This is a genomic window from SAR202 cluster bacterium (assembly GCA_016872285.1).
GTDB lineage: Bacteria > Chloroflexota > Dehalococcoidia > Lucifugimonadales.
On record VGZZ01000031.1, the window covers coordinates 12,945 to 27,917 of the forward strand.

Here is a 14,973-nt window from a genome sequence, read left to right on the forward strand (position 1 = left end):
AGGCGGTTAAAGGCAGTATGTGAAATTGGGCACTATTGTAGCACAGCAGGGGGCGGTGTACAGGGGAAATCGCTAGGGGATGGCGATGCGCGTTGACCGCAGGGATACGCTTGAGACGAGGGTTGTTGAACTTGACACTGGTAGTGTGGACACATACACTTTTAAGTGCGCCGAGGTAGCTCAGTGGTAGAGCAGTGGACTGAAAATCCACGTGTCGTTGGTTCAATCCCGACCCTCGGCACCATGTGAGCGAGCGGAAGTGGCTCAGCGGTAGAGCATCTCCTTGCCAAGGAGAGGGTCGCGGGTTCAAATCCCGTCTTCCGCTCCATATTTATTTTATTTCTCTTCGTCTTAGATCACTTTATCCAGAACCTAGGCTCACCGTAGCCCTGGGGTTCGATGCGGAAGACGCGCTGGACGGGCTGGATGTTTTGGCCCCGGGCTTCGATGATGATCTCGGAGGGTTGGATGGGGAGGGCAGGCAGGGGGCCGAAGGTGTGGGTCATCAGCTTTAGTTTCTCGCCGTCAGGCTGGGTGCCGTCCCAGAAGAGTACGCCGACAAGACGCGGCGTGTGCGGGGGGACGGTGAAGGCGCTGGGCATATCGGAGGCCATGTTCTGGTCCGAGTTGCTGGCGGGCTTCAGGGGGTTGAGGAACTCGGGGCGGCGCTTACCGTTCACGCTGACGACGCGCACTTCCACGTTTTCGACGCTTTGCCCGTTGGCCGCGGCTACGGCGATGTGCCATCGTGTGCGGACGTGGAAGGGCTCGCCTTCGACCATGATGAAGGTGCGCTGGCGGTAGATGGAGTCGTGGCGGAATTCCTGGTATATGAGGTCGAGGGGGCTGTCTGAGCTGGTTTTGTGGGTTAATGGCGACTTGATGTTTTTAGGCATGCCTTTATCTTAGTGTGCAATTTCACAAGAGTCCAGATTAAGGCAGATAAAAGGGAGAGGCTCAAGACCTCTCCCTTTTATTTTCGTCGGTGTCTACCTAGCCTAGATCGGTGGGCGCTTTTTGTAGAGTTCGGCGGCCTGCTGGTAGGTGTAGGCGACTCGCAGCACCGTGGGCTCATCGAAGGGCTTACCAGCGATCTGGAGGCCGATGGGCATTTTCTTTTTGTTGAAGCCACAGGGTATAGATATGGCCGGCATGCCCGTCTGGTTGTAGGGGGCGGTAAAGCTGGGCGTGATGGCTACCGAGACGGGATCGTAGCCTTCATAGAGGGCAGGGGCGCCGGACATGGAGGGGCTGACGATGACGTCGACCTTTCGCAGCGCTTCGGCGAACTCGCGCTTGATGCGGCTTCGCATGCGGCTGGCCTGGACAAAGTCGGCGGCGGTGAAGACGCCGCCAAGGTAGAGGCGGGCGAGGAGATACTCTCCGAAGTTTTGGGGCTGGGACTGAAGGTTGGGGAGATGGTAGGTGAAAGCCTCAGTCTGAAGGATAACGGTGTTGGCGATCTGGACATGCTCCAGGCTGGGGATTTTGACGTCCTGGACTTTTGCGCCCAGCTCCTCCAACTGGGTCACGGCCTTTTTGACGATGGCGATGGTCTCGGCGTCAGCGCCATTTTTGCTGGTGAAGAAGTAGTGGGAAGGAATGCCGACGACCAGGCCTTTGATGTCCTCTTTGAGGGAGCGGGAGTAGTCGGGGACGGGAGCGCGGGAGGTGGTGGAGTCGTTGGGGTCGTGGCCGGCGATGGCCTGGAGCATATAGGCGGTGTCCTCGACAGTCCATGTCATGGGGCCGACGTGGTCCAGGGACCAGGAGAGTGGGATAACACCGTATCGACTGACGCGACCGTAGGTAGGCTTGAGGCCGACGATGCCGCAGAAGGAGGCAGGACCGCGGATGGAGCCGCCGGTATCGGAGCCGAGGGAACCCATGCAGAGGCCGGCGGCCACGGCGGCGGCGGAGCCTGAGGAGGAGCCGCTGGTGATGTAGTCCGTGTTCCAGGGGTTGCGGGCCTGCTCAAAGAGGTCGGTGGGAGGGCCGCCGGAGGCGAACTCGTGCATGGCGAGCTTGCCCATCATGACCGAGCCGGCCTGCTTGAGGCGGGCGATGACAGTGGCGTCCTCGTCGGGGACGCGATGCTCGTGGACTTTGGACTGGGCGGTGGTGCGAATGCCCTTGGTGTCGTAAAGGTCTTTGTGGGCGAGGGGGATGCCGTGGAGGGGGCCGCGGTACTTGCCCTTGAGGATTTCGGCCTCGGCGGCGCGGGCCTCTTTGAGGGCCGAGTCGGCGGTGAGGGTGACATAGGACTTGGTCTTCTTGTCGACCTTGGCGATGCGGTCGAGGAAGGCGTGAGTTAGTTCAACAGGGGAGAGGTCGCGCTTTTTGATGCGAGAGGCGGCCTCGCGGATGGTCATGAAATGGAGGGGCTGGCTGGTCTTGACAGGCATAGCTAGGCCTCCTCGTCAGCGTCCCAGGCGGGGGAGAAGACGCCGGCGACTTCTTCGTTTTCCAGGTCCTGGTCGTGGAGGGCGTCCAGCTTGGGAGAGTACTGATTGTAGAGAGCGGTGAGCTTTTTGATTTTGGCATCGGAAATTTTGATGCCGTTATGGGCGAGGGCTTGTTCGACTTGGGCTGCCGTGAGTTTAGGCATAAGAGACCTCCTGAGGCGGGTAGTCGCGACGGGGGCAAGTATAGGCGGGGAGGGTGCGGGAGGCAAGGGAGCGGCTATTAGGGTTTCGCAGCCGAACCTAACAGCCTGCGGAGCATATGAAAGAGATTACCGAGGAAGCGACGCTCTCTGCTCAGGCTATGGGCCAGCCGCTCACTTGTAGATATCAGGGGCGCACTTGAGTGGGAGAGCTCTACTTTGGGCGAGAAGAAGGCGTACAAGAACACGCCGGCCATAAGCACTCCAGAGCCAACAAGCTTATCAGTCACGGATGTGGAGTACAGGAGATAGCAGCAAATTCCAAGGCCAAGGAGAGGAATGAGCATATAGCGCCTTGAAGAATGGCCAGCTCGCTTCTGCAACACCAGCAATGCTAAGCACGTCAGCAGGAAAACGAAGCCTAGGTTGAACACGGAGAAGGAGATAAGCTTGGGGATGCCGGAGAAGATGGAAATCAGGAAGGCCAGGGCGCCCTGGGCGATCAGCGCATTGCTAGGGGTTCCAAACTTGGGGTGGAGTTTGGCAAAGGGTTTTGGAAACAGGCCATAAGCAGCCATTGAATAGGAGAGGCGACCAGTGGCCAGCATGTCTGATTCATCAGACCCAGAAACCGAAATCAAGGCGCCAATCCCAATGACCGCCGCGCCGACGGAACCCAACACTATGGCGCCAGTAGAAACCAGCGGTGTAGAAGTTTGAGCCAACTCTTGCCAGTTAAGCACGCCATAGACTACAAAGTGGGTGGTGAGATAGAACAGTGTAACAATGATGATGCCGGTCACAATGGCTCGGGGGATGGTCCTGGCGGGGTCTCGCACTTCACCGGCAGGGATGCCAGTCAGTTCAAAGCCTACGTAGGCCCAGAAGATCAGAACCAACGATTCTCCAAAGTGCCCAAGGCCTAGAGGGGTGAGGGGAGTCAAGTTGTCACCCAAAACGTGTCCATGCAGAGCAATGTAGACCAAACCCGCTATTACCAGAAGCAATAGCGGGGAAAGCTTCAGGATGGTCAGAATATCGTTAACAGTCCCCGCGGCCCTAACACCCACAACGTTTATTGTGGTGAGTGTGAGCAGGAAAGCTGCTTTGACAAGCATATCTTGCCAGGCGCTGAGTTCAACGAAGTATTGAAGGTAGCTACTGAAGGCGATGGCAAAGACGGGCAGTGCGATTAGCTCGGCTATCCAGAGGCTCCAGCCTGCCAGGAAGCCCCAGAAATCGTTGTAAGCCTCGGAGACGTAAGCGAAGGGGCCACCGACCCCAGGCACGTAGTGGCTGCTAAAGGCGAACACCAAGGCCAGCACGGCGGCCATTAGACCGGCCACTACCCACACAAATAAGGCGAAGGGGCCAATTAGACCGGCGGTGAGGGCCGAGGCTATATAGATGTCGGCGCCGATAATGGAGCCGACTGTTATGTTAGTAACGTCGAAAAAGCCGAGGGCCCTTTTCATTCCTCTACCCATTCGGGCAATTTAAGCCCCGGCTTGGGATCCTCCTGACCATGTATGGGTACTGGCTGTAAATGATTCAGGAGGCTACTTAGGGCGTATAACCAGGACAGGCTCGGCGGCGTGGCGGACGACGCGGTCAGCGACGCTGCCGAGGACGGCGCGGGCCAGACCGCCCTGACCGCGGCTGGTCATGGCGATGAAGCTGTCTGGAGTACGGGAAGCGAGGTCGATGATGTTTGCGGCGGGATCGCCGGGAAGATGACGAGTCTCAACCGCCAATGACGAGCTTTCAAGGTCCGCGGAAATTCTCTTTAGATAGCTATGGGCGGCGGACTTGGCCTCTTCGAAATAGCTCTGCCAAGCGACTGCCATGGGCGGAGCGCCGAGAGTGGAGGCAGGGTAGTTGACGGGAAAAGGCGTAGCCCTGAAGAGGATGATTCTAAGGGATAAAACCCTGACGAGGTCTTGGACGTGGGGGGAGAACCTGCTCGCTAAGGATGGACCCATCGAGGGGGACGATGACGGTCCTAAACTGGGGCTCCGGGGCTATGGGACTCCCGTCCTTGGGATGAATAAGGAGGATGGGGAGGTCAGAGTAGCGGAGCAGTTTGTCGGCCACGCTGCCCATGAGCCACCGACTTATACCAGAGCGGCCGTGAGTGGCCATGGCGACCAGGGTCTCGGGGTCCTTTTCAGCCTCGCTGATGATTTCGACGGCGGGAACGCCCTTGCTGACGGCGGGGGTGACATGGACGCCGAGGCCGCGAAGGTACTTGGCGGGGGTATCGAGATAATCCAGGGCCTCCTGCATAGAAGGCTGGTTGGGCCGCCGGGAAGGGTCTCTTTCTTTTAGACCTTTCAGCTCTTCAAAGGTGGGCTCGACTACTCTCTGTAGCTTGACCGACAGCTTGGCCTTGCCCGCGATTTGCTTCACATAGGGCAGAACGCCTTCGGCGAGGGTTGAGCCGTCAAGGGGGACCAGGACTTGTTTATACACGTCTCACCGCCTTGGATCCACATGGCTTGATTATCGTCCTGAAACAGCAATAACGCCAGCCGAACGATTAGGGGTTGCAACTATGGCCAGACAGCGGTGAAGTCCTACGGCAGAAATTCTTACTTGGCTTCAGCTTTGACCAAGCCATGGCGTTGCCGTCTGGATCGGCGAACTGGGCGAAGGTGACCACACCGGGGATTTCGGTGGGAGGCATGAGGGTCTTGCCACCAGCCTTCTCTATCTTTTTTAGAAAGGCGTTGAGGTCTTTGACTTCTATATAGACCATGACGCGGGGCTTTTTGTCGGGAGGGACAGGGATGCCGCCGTTGATGCCGCCGGCGTGGGTATCGACGAAGCCGTAGTCCATAGGGTTGTTGCTGTCGACGTGCCAATCGAAGACCTTTTTGTAGAACTCCTGGAGCTTCTGGCTCTTGCCGTAGATTTCAAAATGGACAACTGGGTTGGGCATAGGAAATCTCCTTTTTGTGTGTAATTAGACCTGCCACAGGTGAAGCGAGATTCAGGCGCCAAGGATGCCGGTGAATCGGTCCACGCCCGGGTCGATGCCTATGGAGGCGAGGGCGAGGCGCTCCAGGTAGTGACCCCAGCCGATGGCGTGCTGCTCGCGGGCTTCAGCCGCGGCGAGGCCGTAGTGTCGCAGTCGGACGATGGTGCCGTCGCCGTCGGGGGTGAGGGTGATTTCGACGGTGGTGGAGCCTGGCGGTATGGGATGGCCACCACCTTCCCAGCCCCAGGTGAAAACGACTTTCTTATTGGGAACGATTTCCACATACTCGCCCAGGGCGATGTCGCGGCCAGTGACGTTTACTCGATAGACGCCGCCTGGCTTAGGGTCCAGGGTGGCTTCGACGCCTTTCCATTTGACCATCTTCTTGGGGTCGGTTAAGAAGGGGAAAACGGTCTCCGGCCTGGCGCCGACGCGGACGGTTTTTCGACGACATCAGTCTTGCGACGCAGGAGTTTACGCAAAGCCATGGCTATGATCTAGACCTCCGTTCTTCGGCTTCAGCTTCACGAGCGAGGGACAAAAGATTAGCATCCCAGAAGTCGCTGAGGAAGGCCTTAAGCTCCTCCAGCCCCTGGGGATTTGAACGGTAGAAACGGCGTGTGCCGTGCCTTCGGACCTGGAGGAGGTCGGCGGCGACGAGGACGGCGAGGTGTTGGGAGATGGCGGGGCGGGTGACATTGAACTGAGCGGCGATCTCGCCGGCGGCCCACTCTCGGTCCAGTGCTAGCTTGAGGATTTGGCGGCGGCGGGGTTCCGCGATGGCTTTAAGCTTTTCGTCCAGCACGGCTGGAATATAGCATTGCGGTATGTAAGAGTCAACTAACATAAGAGATGCTTGACAAAAGGGCGCGATTATTGTAAAAAAGTGAACGTTCCTTCGTCAAACATTTCACAAGGAAAATAGGTAAGTTGCCTAAAATAGGGGAGGAACACCTAGAGGCGCGGCGCCGTCAGATTTTGGACGCCGCCTTTGTGTGCTTTGCCGGACAAGGCTTTCACAAGACCACCATGCAGGACATCTGCAGCGGCGCCCAGTTAAGCCCCGGGGCGGTGTACCGCTACTTCCGAAGCAAGGAAGAGATTATCGCGGCCATTTGCGGGGAGTGCCAGGAGCGGAACAACGAGCTGGCGTCGCGGGCCGAGTCGGTAGAGGATACGCTGGCGAGGCTGGACAGCCTGGCGGACGAGGGTTTCGCTTTTCTAAGCCAGCCGGAGTCGCAGCCTCATTTGCAGGCGAATGTTCAGTTGTGGGCGGAGGCGGTGATAAACCCTTCAATCCAGGAGGCGCTATCGCAAAACACTGAAGCCCTGTTGAGCGCTATGACCAAGACTATGCGGCAAGCGCAGGAGAAGGGGGAGGTCGACGGGAGACTGGACGCCAGGGCGGCGGCGCGGACGCTGATGGCGATGTGGTATGGGACGGTGCTGCAGAAAGCCCTGAACCCGGGGGAGGACTTTAGCCAGTGTCTTGAGGTGATCAAGTCGATGTACTCGGGACGGTTCTGGCTCAAAAAACTTGATAAAAGCGGCAATGGACGGAGAGAGAAATCAAGCAGGAAGAGGAGATAAATGAGAGGAGACTATGGCGTCGAACTTCAGCCTTTCAACTCGGTCGTTAGCCAACATCAGCGCACGGAGGCCCTGGACGGTGGTGGGCCTGTGGGTGGTAGGACTAGTGGCGGCGATGTTCCTGACCAGCACGCTATTGAGCGACGTGCTGACGGACAAATTCGACTTCGCCAACAACCCCGAATCGAAGCAGGGATTCACTCTGATAGAGGAACGCCTGCGGGGCGAGATTGGCACCAACGAAGTCGTGATAGTGGACTCGACGACTCGCACGGTGGACGACCCCGCGTTTCAGCAGGCCGTAACAAATATCTACCAGAGCCTAACGGCCCTGGGCCCTGACGTTATCCGACAGGAGACTTTAAGCAACTACTACCAGGAGAGGAACCAATTCCTGGTGTCCGAGGACCGCAAGACCACGGTCATACCCTTCACCATGGCCGGGGACTTTGACCAGGCCAGCGATAACATCGACAAGGTTGCGGCCGCGGTGGACGAGGCCAAGGGTCAGCAGACCGAGTTCAAGGTGTTGATGACAGGCCAGGCCACGGTAAGTCTGGACTTCAAGGAGGTATCGGAAAAGGACCTTCAGAAGGGTGAGGCCTTCGGCGTTCCCATCGCATTAATCATCCTGGTCATAGTTTTTGGAGCGGTAATAGCGGCGCTGGTGCCGCTGGCCCTGGCCATCGCGTCCATTATGGTGGCCCTGGGAGCGGCGGCTATAGTGGGCCAGGCTTACGAGCTGTCCTTCTTTGTGACCAACTTCATCTTCATGATCGGCCTGGCGGTGGGAATCGACTACTGCCTGTTCATCATAGCCAGGTATCGTGAAGAGAGGGCCAAGGGGCTGGATAAGGTAGCGGCGATCACCAAGACAGGGAACACGGCTTCCAGGGCGGTGTTTTTCAGCGGCATGACTGTTCTGTTAGCCCTGGTAGGCATGGTGATAGTGCCTTCCAACGTGTACATAGCGCTTGGGCTGGGCGCCATATTCGTGGTGGTGGCGTCGGTGGCGGCGTCTTTGACTTTGCTGCCTGCCATCCTGAGCCTTCTTGGCGACAAGCTGAACTGGCTTACCATACCTGTTATTGGGAAAGGCCAGGCGCACTTTGACCAGGACGTGAGAAGTGGTTTCTGGAACAGGCTGTCGCGAGGCGTGATGGCGCGGCCGTTTCTGAGTCTTCTGGTGGCGGGCGGACTGCTAGTCGCCGCGCTGATTCCCTTCTTCTCGCTTCATATCGGCTTCGCCGGCGTGTCCACTTTCCCGGACGGAATCGAGTCCAAGGAAGCGTTCCTAATCCTGGAAGAGAAGTTCGCGCAAGAAGACACGACGCCCGCCGAGATAGTGATCGACGGCGATGCCAATTCGCCTGCGGTGCTGGCGGCGGTGGACAGGCTGAAGACCCGGCTTGAAGGGGACGATGTCTTTGGCGCGCCAAGGGAACTAGAGGTCAACAGCGCAGGCGACCTTGGAGTGCTGGCAGTGCCGGTGATGGGCGATTCCGCCAGCAAGGAGTCGCAGGAGGCCATCCGGCGGCTGAGGAGCGATTACGTGCCCGAGGCCTTTGCCGGCGTGCCTGTGGAGATCAGCGTGACGGGCGAGACAGCCTTCAACATCGACTTCTTCGACATGGCTAAGGGCATCACGCCCTACGTGTTCGTGTTTGTGCTGGGCGTGAGCTTCCTACTGCTGATGGTGGTCTTCCGATCCATTGTGGTGCCTGCCAAGGCTATTGCCCTGAACCTGCTATCAGTGGGGGCGACCTACGGCATCGTGGTGTTGATTTTCCAGGATGGAGTGCTGGCGGACGTGCTGGGGTTCCAGCAGCACGACAGTATTGAGGCTTGGATACCGCTGTTCCTATTCTCGGTGCTCTTCGGCCTGTCCATGGACTACCATGTGTTCTTGCTCAGCCGAATCAGGGAGCGATACGACCAGACGAAAGACAACGCTGAGTCGGTGGCCTTTGGCATCAGGTCTACGGGACGGCTTATCACAGGCGCGGCGCTGATAATGGTGGCGGTGTTCTGGTCCTTCGCCGCGGGCGACCTGGTGGGCTTGCAGCAGATGGGCTTTGGGCTGGGCCTGGCGGTGCTTATCGACGCGACAATAGTGCGGTCGGTGCTGGTGCCGGCATCGATGAAGCTGCTGGGGAATTGGAACTGGTACCTGCCCAACTGGCTGGGCTGGCTACCAGACCTGAGGGTGGAGGGCCCGAAGTCCTCGGAGATTCCGGCGGTGGCCGGAGGCTCCGACGACTAGGGATTAAAGCACAAATTTACTGGCCCGCCCTGAGTGACGGGGCGGGCCAGTTTTTTATAGAGCGTAGCGTTTTAGCAGTTCACGGGCGATGACGAGTTTTTGAATCTCGTTGGTGCCTTCGCCGATGATCATGAGGGGAGCTTCACGGTAGTAGCGCTCGACGGGGTAGTCTTTGACGTAGCCGTAGCCGCCGTGGATCCGGAGGGCTTCCAGCGTAACCTCTCCGCAAACCTCGCTGGCGAAAAGCTTAGCCATACCGGCCTCCAGGTCCGCGCGCAGGCCCTGGTCTTTTTTAGAGGCGGCGTCAAGGGTGAGTAATCTGGCCGCCTGGATCTTAGTCGCCATGTCCGCCAACTTTAGCTGGATGGCCTGATGCTCGGCGATGGGCTTGCCGAAGGCGCGGCGCTGTTGGGCGTATCGAAGGGAGGCCTCCAGGGCGGCCTGGGCGACGCCGACGGCGCGGGCGGCGACGTTGATGCGGCCCGCCTCCAAGGCGCTCATGACCTGGGCAAAGCCCTTGCCCTCCACACCGCCGACGAGGTTGGCATCTAGCACAGAGACGTTTTCAAATAGCAACTCGCATGTGTCCAGGCTGCGATAGCCCAGCTTGTCCAGGTCTCGGCCCACGGAAAAGCCTGGCGCGCCTTTTTCCACGATAAAGCAACTCATACCGCGATGGGGCGGCTGGGCGGACGGGTTGGTCTTGGCGAGGACAGCGAAGAGGTGGCCTCGGCGGCCGTTGGTGATGAAGAGCTTGGAGCCGTTGAGGATATATCGGTCGCCGTCGCGGCGGGCGGTGGTCTGGAGGGCCTGGACGTCGCTGCCGGCGTTGGGCTCGGTGAGGGCAAGGCCGGCGCGGATGCGGCCGCGGGCCATAAGAGGCAGCCACTTCTGTTTTTGAGCATTTGTACCGTATTGGGCAATGACATAGGCGGCGACGTGGTGCGTGCCAATGGGACCGGTGAGACTCATCCAGCCTTTGGCTAGTTCCTCGAAGATTGAGGCGAAGGTGATGTAGTCCAAGCTGAGGCCGCCGTACTCTTCGGGGATAGTGATACCGAAGAGGCCGAGGCTTGCCATCTGGTCAACGAGGTCAGTTGGGTAGACATCGTCGTGCTCAAGTTGGGAGGCGACGGGGAGGACGTCACGCTGGACGAAGCTGCGGACGGTGTCCAGAATTTGGTGGCGGGACTCTTCTGAGACGGGATAGGACATAGGCTCAATCTCCGAGTGGTGGTGCCGATGAGTATAGGTGTCGAAGGGACATGGGGCCAGAGCACGTTGACCCGTGGATAGTCGGAACGTAGAATGCAGGCATGCCAGCGATGCGGGAGGCGGCTATGACATCGAAATCAGGATACGTTCACCCAGAGTTTCTCGTCGATACAGCGTGGGTGGCGGAGCATATGAACGATAGGAACGTGCGCATCGTGGACTGCGACGTGCCTGAGCAGTACCAGCGGGCGCATATTCCGGGGTCGGTGAACCAGCCAGACCACTATCAGAAGGACCCAGCTAATAACAAGGTGCACATTCTGGGGCCGGAAGGCTTCTCAAAATTCATGCGAGACTTGGGAATCGGCAACGATACGCTGGTGATAGGGTATGACAACTCGAGAGGGTTGTATGCCGCGCGGCTGTGGTGGGCACTGAACTACTATGGCCATGCGAACGTCAAGGTGATGAACGGCGGGTGGCGAAAGTGGCTGAGCGAGGGTCGTCCTATCACCGACGCGCCGACCAAGGCGCAGCCCGCCGACAAGTTCACGGCTAAAGCCAACGCATCGCTAATCGCCACGGCGGAGCAGATGAAGGCGTCGATAGGGAAAAAGGACTCGGTGATATGGGACGTGCGGAGCCAAGGCGAGTACACAGGGGAGACGACTCGAGGGAATAAACGGTCGGGGCATATCTCCGGCGCGGTGCACCTGGAGTGGCTGGAGACGGTGGATAACAAGACGCATCTGCTGAAACCAGCGGACGAGCTAAGGCGGCTGCTGGAGTCGAAAGGGATAACACGGGACAAGCGCATAACAACGCATTGACAGGCTGGCATCCGTGCGGCGCACGGCGCGTTTGTACTGAAGCTCCTGGGTTACCCCGACGTGAAGGACTACGACGGCTCGTGGGCGGAGTGGGGGAACCGGGAGGATACGCCGATAGAGCGGTAGCCACTCCCTCCTTTCCCCCCGATTGGCATCGGGATCTCATATTGAAGTGAATCAAGGAGTTCGACCTTAAGGGAAAGAGGGTTAGAACACCGTGCGCGAAGCCGATTGGCGTTATTTTATCTTAACTGCCCGCAGCGCTAAAAAAAGGGGAATTTCCGCGCGGGCACGGTTTTCGCCACGGGCGCGGGGGCCGGCCTGGGTGGTCTTGTGGGAGACCCACTCTTCTAGGGCGCTAGTCAGAAGACCGACGGCGGCAAGGCCGTTGACGTAAGAACTCACAGGACGATGGTAAGTCCAGGTGACGGCTTTTTCGGGGGCTTTGAAGGGCCGCATGTCGATGGGGATTTTGAGGGGCGAAAGGTAGTGGTCGACGCGGCGGTACTGGAGCTTACGGGCCTCCTCCCAGCCCCAGGCGCTCTGGCGAGGGATGCGGAAGGCGGGGTGCATGATGACGGCGACGAACTTCCCGCCAGGCTTGAGCACACGCGCCACCTGAGTAAAAACGTCTTCGACCGGGTCCACGTTTTGCAGGCCGAGGACGCAGACGGCGGCGTCGAAGGCCGAGTCCTGGACTTTATCGAGGCAGCGGATGTCATCGACCTGGTAGTCGATGGCGCGGACGGAACGTTGTCGCGCCATACCGATGAGTCGCGAAGACAGGTCAACGCCGGTAACGCTGGCGCCGGCGCGGTGAATGGCGCGGCTGACGACGCCCTGGCCGCAGGCGAGGTCTAGGACTCGCTCTCGGGGCTTGATATCCAGCAGGCGAAGGACACCAGGAATAATGACCTGCTCATGAAATTCGGTGCCGCGGTCGGAGACCAGGGTGTCGTACCAGTCGGCGACGTGTTCCCAGGAGGGATCCTGGGGTTTTGGGGCTTGCAGGGAGGCGGGGCGACCTGGGTTAGCGAAGCGGGGCCGATGGGCGCGGGAGCTTGTGGGGCGTCGCGCATGCGATGGGGCGGGGCGGCCTGGGCGGGGTCGGGGCGGGAGGTTGGGTCGATGGGAGGTCATGGGGGGATTGTAGCATGGGGCGGGGATAAACTAGGCGGTAGCGCCGCCAGCGGAGGTGCGCTGGAATTCAGCTTCCTCAAGCATGCGCTGGAGGATGGGGTGTGTGGCTTCATTGCGGAGGTCCAGGGACGCGATGGAGATGGCGCGGAAGAGGACGCCGGTGCTGACGTCGGCGTCGATGGACTGGCCGAGGGGAGGGACTTCTAGCCCTAGGGCCTGGGCCATGAACTGGGCGCAGTATTGGCCGACCTTGGAGTTGTAGCATCGAGTTAGGACTCGGCCTTGGTGGAGGAGGGTGACGCCGGATTTGGTGTGTCGGAGGGTGACTCTGACGCTCCGACGAGGGATGTTGACGAAGTCCTCGGCATACTGCTCCCAAGCTCTTTTGCGGCTTATGGACATGGGAAGTGTCGCAGCATCTTGATGTTTCCAGTCAAACGTCTGATGCGCTGTACATACCTTGTCATAATCGGGATACCATCCCCTGTCCCCTTTCCCGACTGCATCGGGACTGAGTACAGCCTGCTGGAAGGGGAAGAATAAATAAGATCACCTCAACATCCCCTAACCCCTTCTTCTTCCCGATTTACATCGGGACTGGCTCTTTGCAATAGGAGAAGAAGGGGTACCTGAGGAAACCCCTAAGCCTCGCCTGTTCAACGGATCGAAGTCTCTCACGAGCCTGCCCCTTCCGTAGTAGAAAAGAAGCGGCTTATGGACATGGCGGGCTAGAGGCCTTCAGCTTTGGCTTCGGCGAGGCGTTCTTGGACGAAGGCGATGACGTCGGCGGCGAGCTCTAGGGCGCGGCCGGCCTCCAGATCGTCGAAGACATCGGCGGGAATGCCGCCGGGGAGGTAGTTAGGGTAGCGCGTGAGGTTGTAATACTTATCGAGGAAGATGGCGCGGGACTTGATGGTGTCGAAGAGCATCTCGAAGGCTTTGGCGTCCTCACACAGGTCCGCCAGAGCGTGGCCCCAGACGGCTTCGGCGCCGCGATAATAGAGGTAGCCTTTGACGGCCTTCTCGCCGGCCTGCTGGGCGAGGAAACAGGATAGGCTGTATCGCTGGCCTTCCTTGGCAAATTGGGCGTCGTCTATATCGCGCTCGGCTTGACGGAGCCAGCGTTCGCCCTCGGAGCGGCGGTCAGGCGTCATAGACCACCTCGCCACGGCGGATAGCGCGGCCCAGCTCGGTGTCGAAAGGCTCGACAGCGTCGAACTCCTCAGGCGTGAGATGGATAAACTCGACGGCGACGCGCGGCCAGAGGTGGCCGTAGAAGAAATCGGGACGTCGGACAAAGGGGCGGTCGTCGTCGAGGACCATGACCAGCTTGAGGCTGGTGTCGACTTCGATGGAGCCAGGGTAGAGGGGGTTGAGGAGGATGCATCGCCGCACGCCGAGCTGTGGAAGCTCCTGAATCATGCGGTCCAACTCTTCTTGCAACATGCCGGCGCGGTGCTGGGAGAAGCCCAGCATCATAGGCATTAGAGTTGCTCTCCAGTGTTGGCTGTTACAAGTTCTACTGAACCCAAAGAGGAGAAGCATTTGAGTTGTTGGTAGTGGTACAGATATTGTAGTTCCAGGGGTTACCCCTCATCCTAACCTTCTCCCGCAAGGGGAGAAGGGATTTGCTTGGTGCCCGTCAGTCCTTCCGTATGGTTCAGGCTTCAATTAGCCCTACTCCCCGGTGAGGATGACCATGTAGACCTCCTTGGGGCCGTGGGCGCCGATGACCAGGGTCTGCTCAATGTCGGCGGTGCGGCTGGGGCCGGTGATGAAACTCATGTAGCTGCCCATGTCTCCCTGTCCTTTATGGTAGGCGAGGCGCCGCAGGAGATACAAGTCGTCAAGGCTTTCGATGACGTCCTGGGGGCGGACGAGGGCAACGTGGACGGGCGGCATGAGGGGGGGGAGGCGGGAGACGCCCTGGCGGGCGAGGATAACGGCGGTGCCCGTCTCGGCGATGGCGTAATCGACGCCGGTGACGCCCAGGTCAGCCTGGTCGGGGGGGAAGGAGCCGCTGGAGGCGTGACCCCTGGACATGACCATGAGTTGGGTACCAAGGCTGATCAGGAGGCCGTCAACGGGCACGCTTTGGAACACGTCTTGTTCAGTCCTGACGACGCGTTGGACGCCCTTGGACTTAGCCAGTTCTCGAACATAATCGAGGGCAGCCTCGGAGGTGGGGGCGAGGTGGACGTTCCAGCCTCGCAGGGCGGCGACGCGGGCTAGCTCTTTGATGAGGCGGGGCCTGTCTTTTTGGAGGCGCGGTAGGGTAGCATGGGCGCGTTTTTCGAGGGAGGCTAGGGGTTCCTGAAGCACGGGGTAGGGTTGGGCCGGTGGCGCACCA

17 protein-coding genes, 2 tRNA genes and 1 pseudogene are annotated in these 14,973 nt (G+C 59.4%); 5 read left to right on the forward strand and 15 right to left on the reverse strand.

From position 1 onward, the window contains the following. The first annotated feature begins 169 nt into the window (after positions 1 to 169). Together FJ320_09110 and FJ320_09115 are read left to right on the forward strand one after the other, a co-directional pair. A tRNA-Phe gene (locus FJ320_09110) sits at positions 170 to 244 on the forward strand. Positions 245 to 253: 9 nt separating this feature from the next. Next, positions 254 to 328 (forward strand) — tRNA-Gly (locus tag FJ320_09115). Positions 329 to 356: 28 nt separating this feature from the next. Here FJ320_09115 and FJ320_09120 read toward each other — a convergent pair. The 9 genes and pseudogenes from FJ320_09120 to FJ320_09160 form a co-directional block, all read right to left on the reverse strand. Beyond that, on the reverse strand, positions 357 to 896 hold the full coding sequence (locus FJ320_09120; GenBank protein MBM3926123.1) for a hypothetical protein: 540 nt from the start codon (positions 894 to 896) through the stop codon (positions 357 to 359). 102 nt (positions 897 to 998) lie between these two features. Beyond that, on the reverse strand, positions 999 to 2,405 hold the full coding sequence (locus FJ320_09125; GenBank protein ID MBM3926124.1) for a hypothetical protein: 1,407 nt from the start codon (positions 2,403 to 2,405) through the stop codon (positions 999 to 1,001). Between the two features lie 2 nt (positions 2,406 to 2,407). After that, positions 2,408 to 2,608, reverse strand: a complete 201-nt coding sequence (locus tag FJ320_09130; GenBank protein MBM3926125.1) for a hypothetical protein — start codon at positions 2,606 to 2,608, stop codon at positions 2,408 to 2,410. 77 nt (positions 2,609 to 2,685) lie between these two features. After that, positions 2,686 to 4,080, reverse strand: a complete 1,395-nt coding sequence (locus FJ320_09135) for an amino acid permease (protein ID MBM3926126.1) — start codon at positions 4,078 to 4,080, stop codon at positions 2,686 to 2,688. 84 nt (positions 4,081 to 4,164) lie between these two features. Beyond that, positions 4,165 to 4,587 (reverse strand): universal stress protein, encoded by a 423-nt coding sequence (locus FJ320_09140; protein ID MBM3926127.1) that lies wholly within the window; start codon positions 4,585 to 4,587, stop codon positions 4,165 to 4,167. Continuing rightward, complete coding sequence (locus tag FJ320_09145) at positions 4,520 to 5,077, reverse strand: universal stress protein (protein ID MBM3926128.1); 558 nt, start codon at positions 5,075 to 5,077, stop codon at positions 4,520 to 4,522. The genes FJ320_09140 and FJ320_09145 overlap by 68 nt, the downstream gene beginning before the upstream one ends. Positions 5,078 to 5,144: 67 nt before the next feature. After that, positions 5,145 to 5,546 carry a VOC family protein gene (locus tag FJ320_09150; protein ID MBM3926129.1) on the reverse strand — a complete coding sequence of 134 codons (402 nt, stop codon included), beginning with the start codon at positions 5,544 to 5,546 and terminating at the stop codon, positions 5,145 to 5,147. A 51-nt stretch (positions 5,547 to 5,597) separates the two neighbouring features. Then, positions 5,598 to 6,020, reverse strand: a pseudogene (locus FJ320_09155) (SRPBCC domain-containing protein). 55 nt (positions 6,021 to 6,075) lie between these two features. Next, the gene (locus FJ320_09160) at positions 6,076 to 6,432 is read right to left on the reverse strand and encodes a winged helix-turn-helix transcriptional regulator (GenBank protein MBM3926130.1); all 357 of its coding nucleotides are present in this window, start codon (positions 6,430 to 6,432) and stop codon (positions 6,076 to 6,078) included. Between the two features lie 83 nt (positions 6,433 to 6,515). On the opposite strand from FJ320_09160, the gene FJ320_09165 reads away from it, so the two are divergent. Further along, positions 6,516 to 7,175, forward strand: coding sequence for a TetR/AcrR family transcriptional regulator (locus tag FJ320_09165; GenBank protein ID MBM3926131.1), 660 nt, complete (start codon positions 6,516 to 6,518; stop codon positions 7,173 to 7,175). A gap of 13 nt (positions 7,176 to 7,188) precedes the next feature. After that, the gene (locus FJ320_09170) at positions 7,189 to 9,438 is read left to right on the forward strand and encodes an MMPL family transporter (GenBank protein ID MBM3926132.1); all 2,250 of its coding nucleotides are present in this window, start codon (positions 7,189 to 7,191) and stop codon (positions 9,436 to 9,438) included. A gap of 54 nt (positions 9,439 to 9,492) precedes the next feature. Here the strand turns inward: FJ320_09170 and FJ320_09175 are convergent, their stop codons facing one another. Next, positions 9,493 to 10,653, reverse strand: coding sequence for an acyl-CoA dehydrogenase (locus tag FJ320_09175; GenBank protein MBM3926133.1), 1,161 nt, complete (start codon positions 10,651 to 10,653; stop codon positions 9,493 to 9,495). Positions 10,654 to 10,754: 101 nt separating this feature from the next. Between FJ320_09175 and FJ320_09180 the strand changes: the two genes are divergently transcribed. Next, entirely contained in the window at positions 10,755 to 11,483 is a 729-nt protein-coding gene (locus tag FJ320_09180) for a sulfurtransferase (protein MBM3926134.1), read from the forward strand. A 237-nt stretch (positions 11,484 to 11,720) separates the two neighbouring features. On the opposite strand, the gene FJ320_09185 is transcribed toward FJ320_09180, so the two are convergent. From FJ320_09185 to FJ320_09205, 5 genes are all read right to left on the reverse strand, one after another. Beyond that, positions 11,721 to 12,623 carry a class I SAM-dependent methyltransferase gene (locus tag FJ320_09185; protein MBM3926135.1) on the reverse strand — a complete coding sequence of 301 codons (903 nt, stop codon included), beginning with the start codon at positions 12,621 to 12,623 and terminating at the stop codon, positions 11,721 to 11,723. Between the two features lie 30 nt (positions 12,624 to 12,653). After that, positions 12,654 to 13,025 carry a hypothetical protein gene (locus tag FJ320_09190; GenBank protein MBM3926136.1) on the reverse strand — a complete coding sequence of 124 codons (372 nt, stop codon included), beginning with the start codon at positions 13,023 to 13,025 and terminating at the stop codon, positions 12,654 to 12,656. Between the two features lie 326 nt (positions 13,026 to 13,351). Further along, positions 13,352 to 13,777 (reverse strand): HEPN domain-containing protein, encoded by a 426-nt coding sequence (locus FJ320_09195; GenBank protein ID MBM3926137.1) that lies wholly within the window; start codon positions 13,775 to 13,777, stop codon positions 13,352 to 13,354. Beyond that, positions 13,767 to 14,108, reverse strand: coding sequence for a hypothetical protein (locus FJ320_09200; protein ID MBM3926138.1), 342 nt, complete (start codon positions 14,106 to 14,108; stop codon positions 13,767 to 13,769). The genes FJ320_09195 and FJ320_09200 overlap by 11 nt, the downstream gene beginning before the upstream one ends. A gap of 192 nt (positions 14,109 to 14,300) precedes the next feature. Further along, on the reverse strand, positions 14,301 to 14,945 hold the full coding sequence (locus FJ320_09205) for a hypothetical protein (protein MBM3926139.1): 645 nt from the start codon (positions 14,943 to 14,945) through the stop codon (positions 14,301 to 14,303). Positions 14,946 to 14,973: the final 28 nt, after the last annotated feature.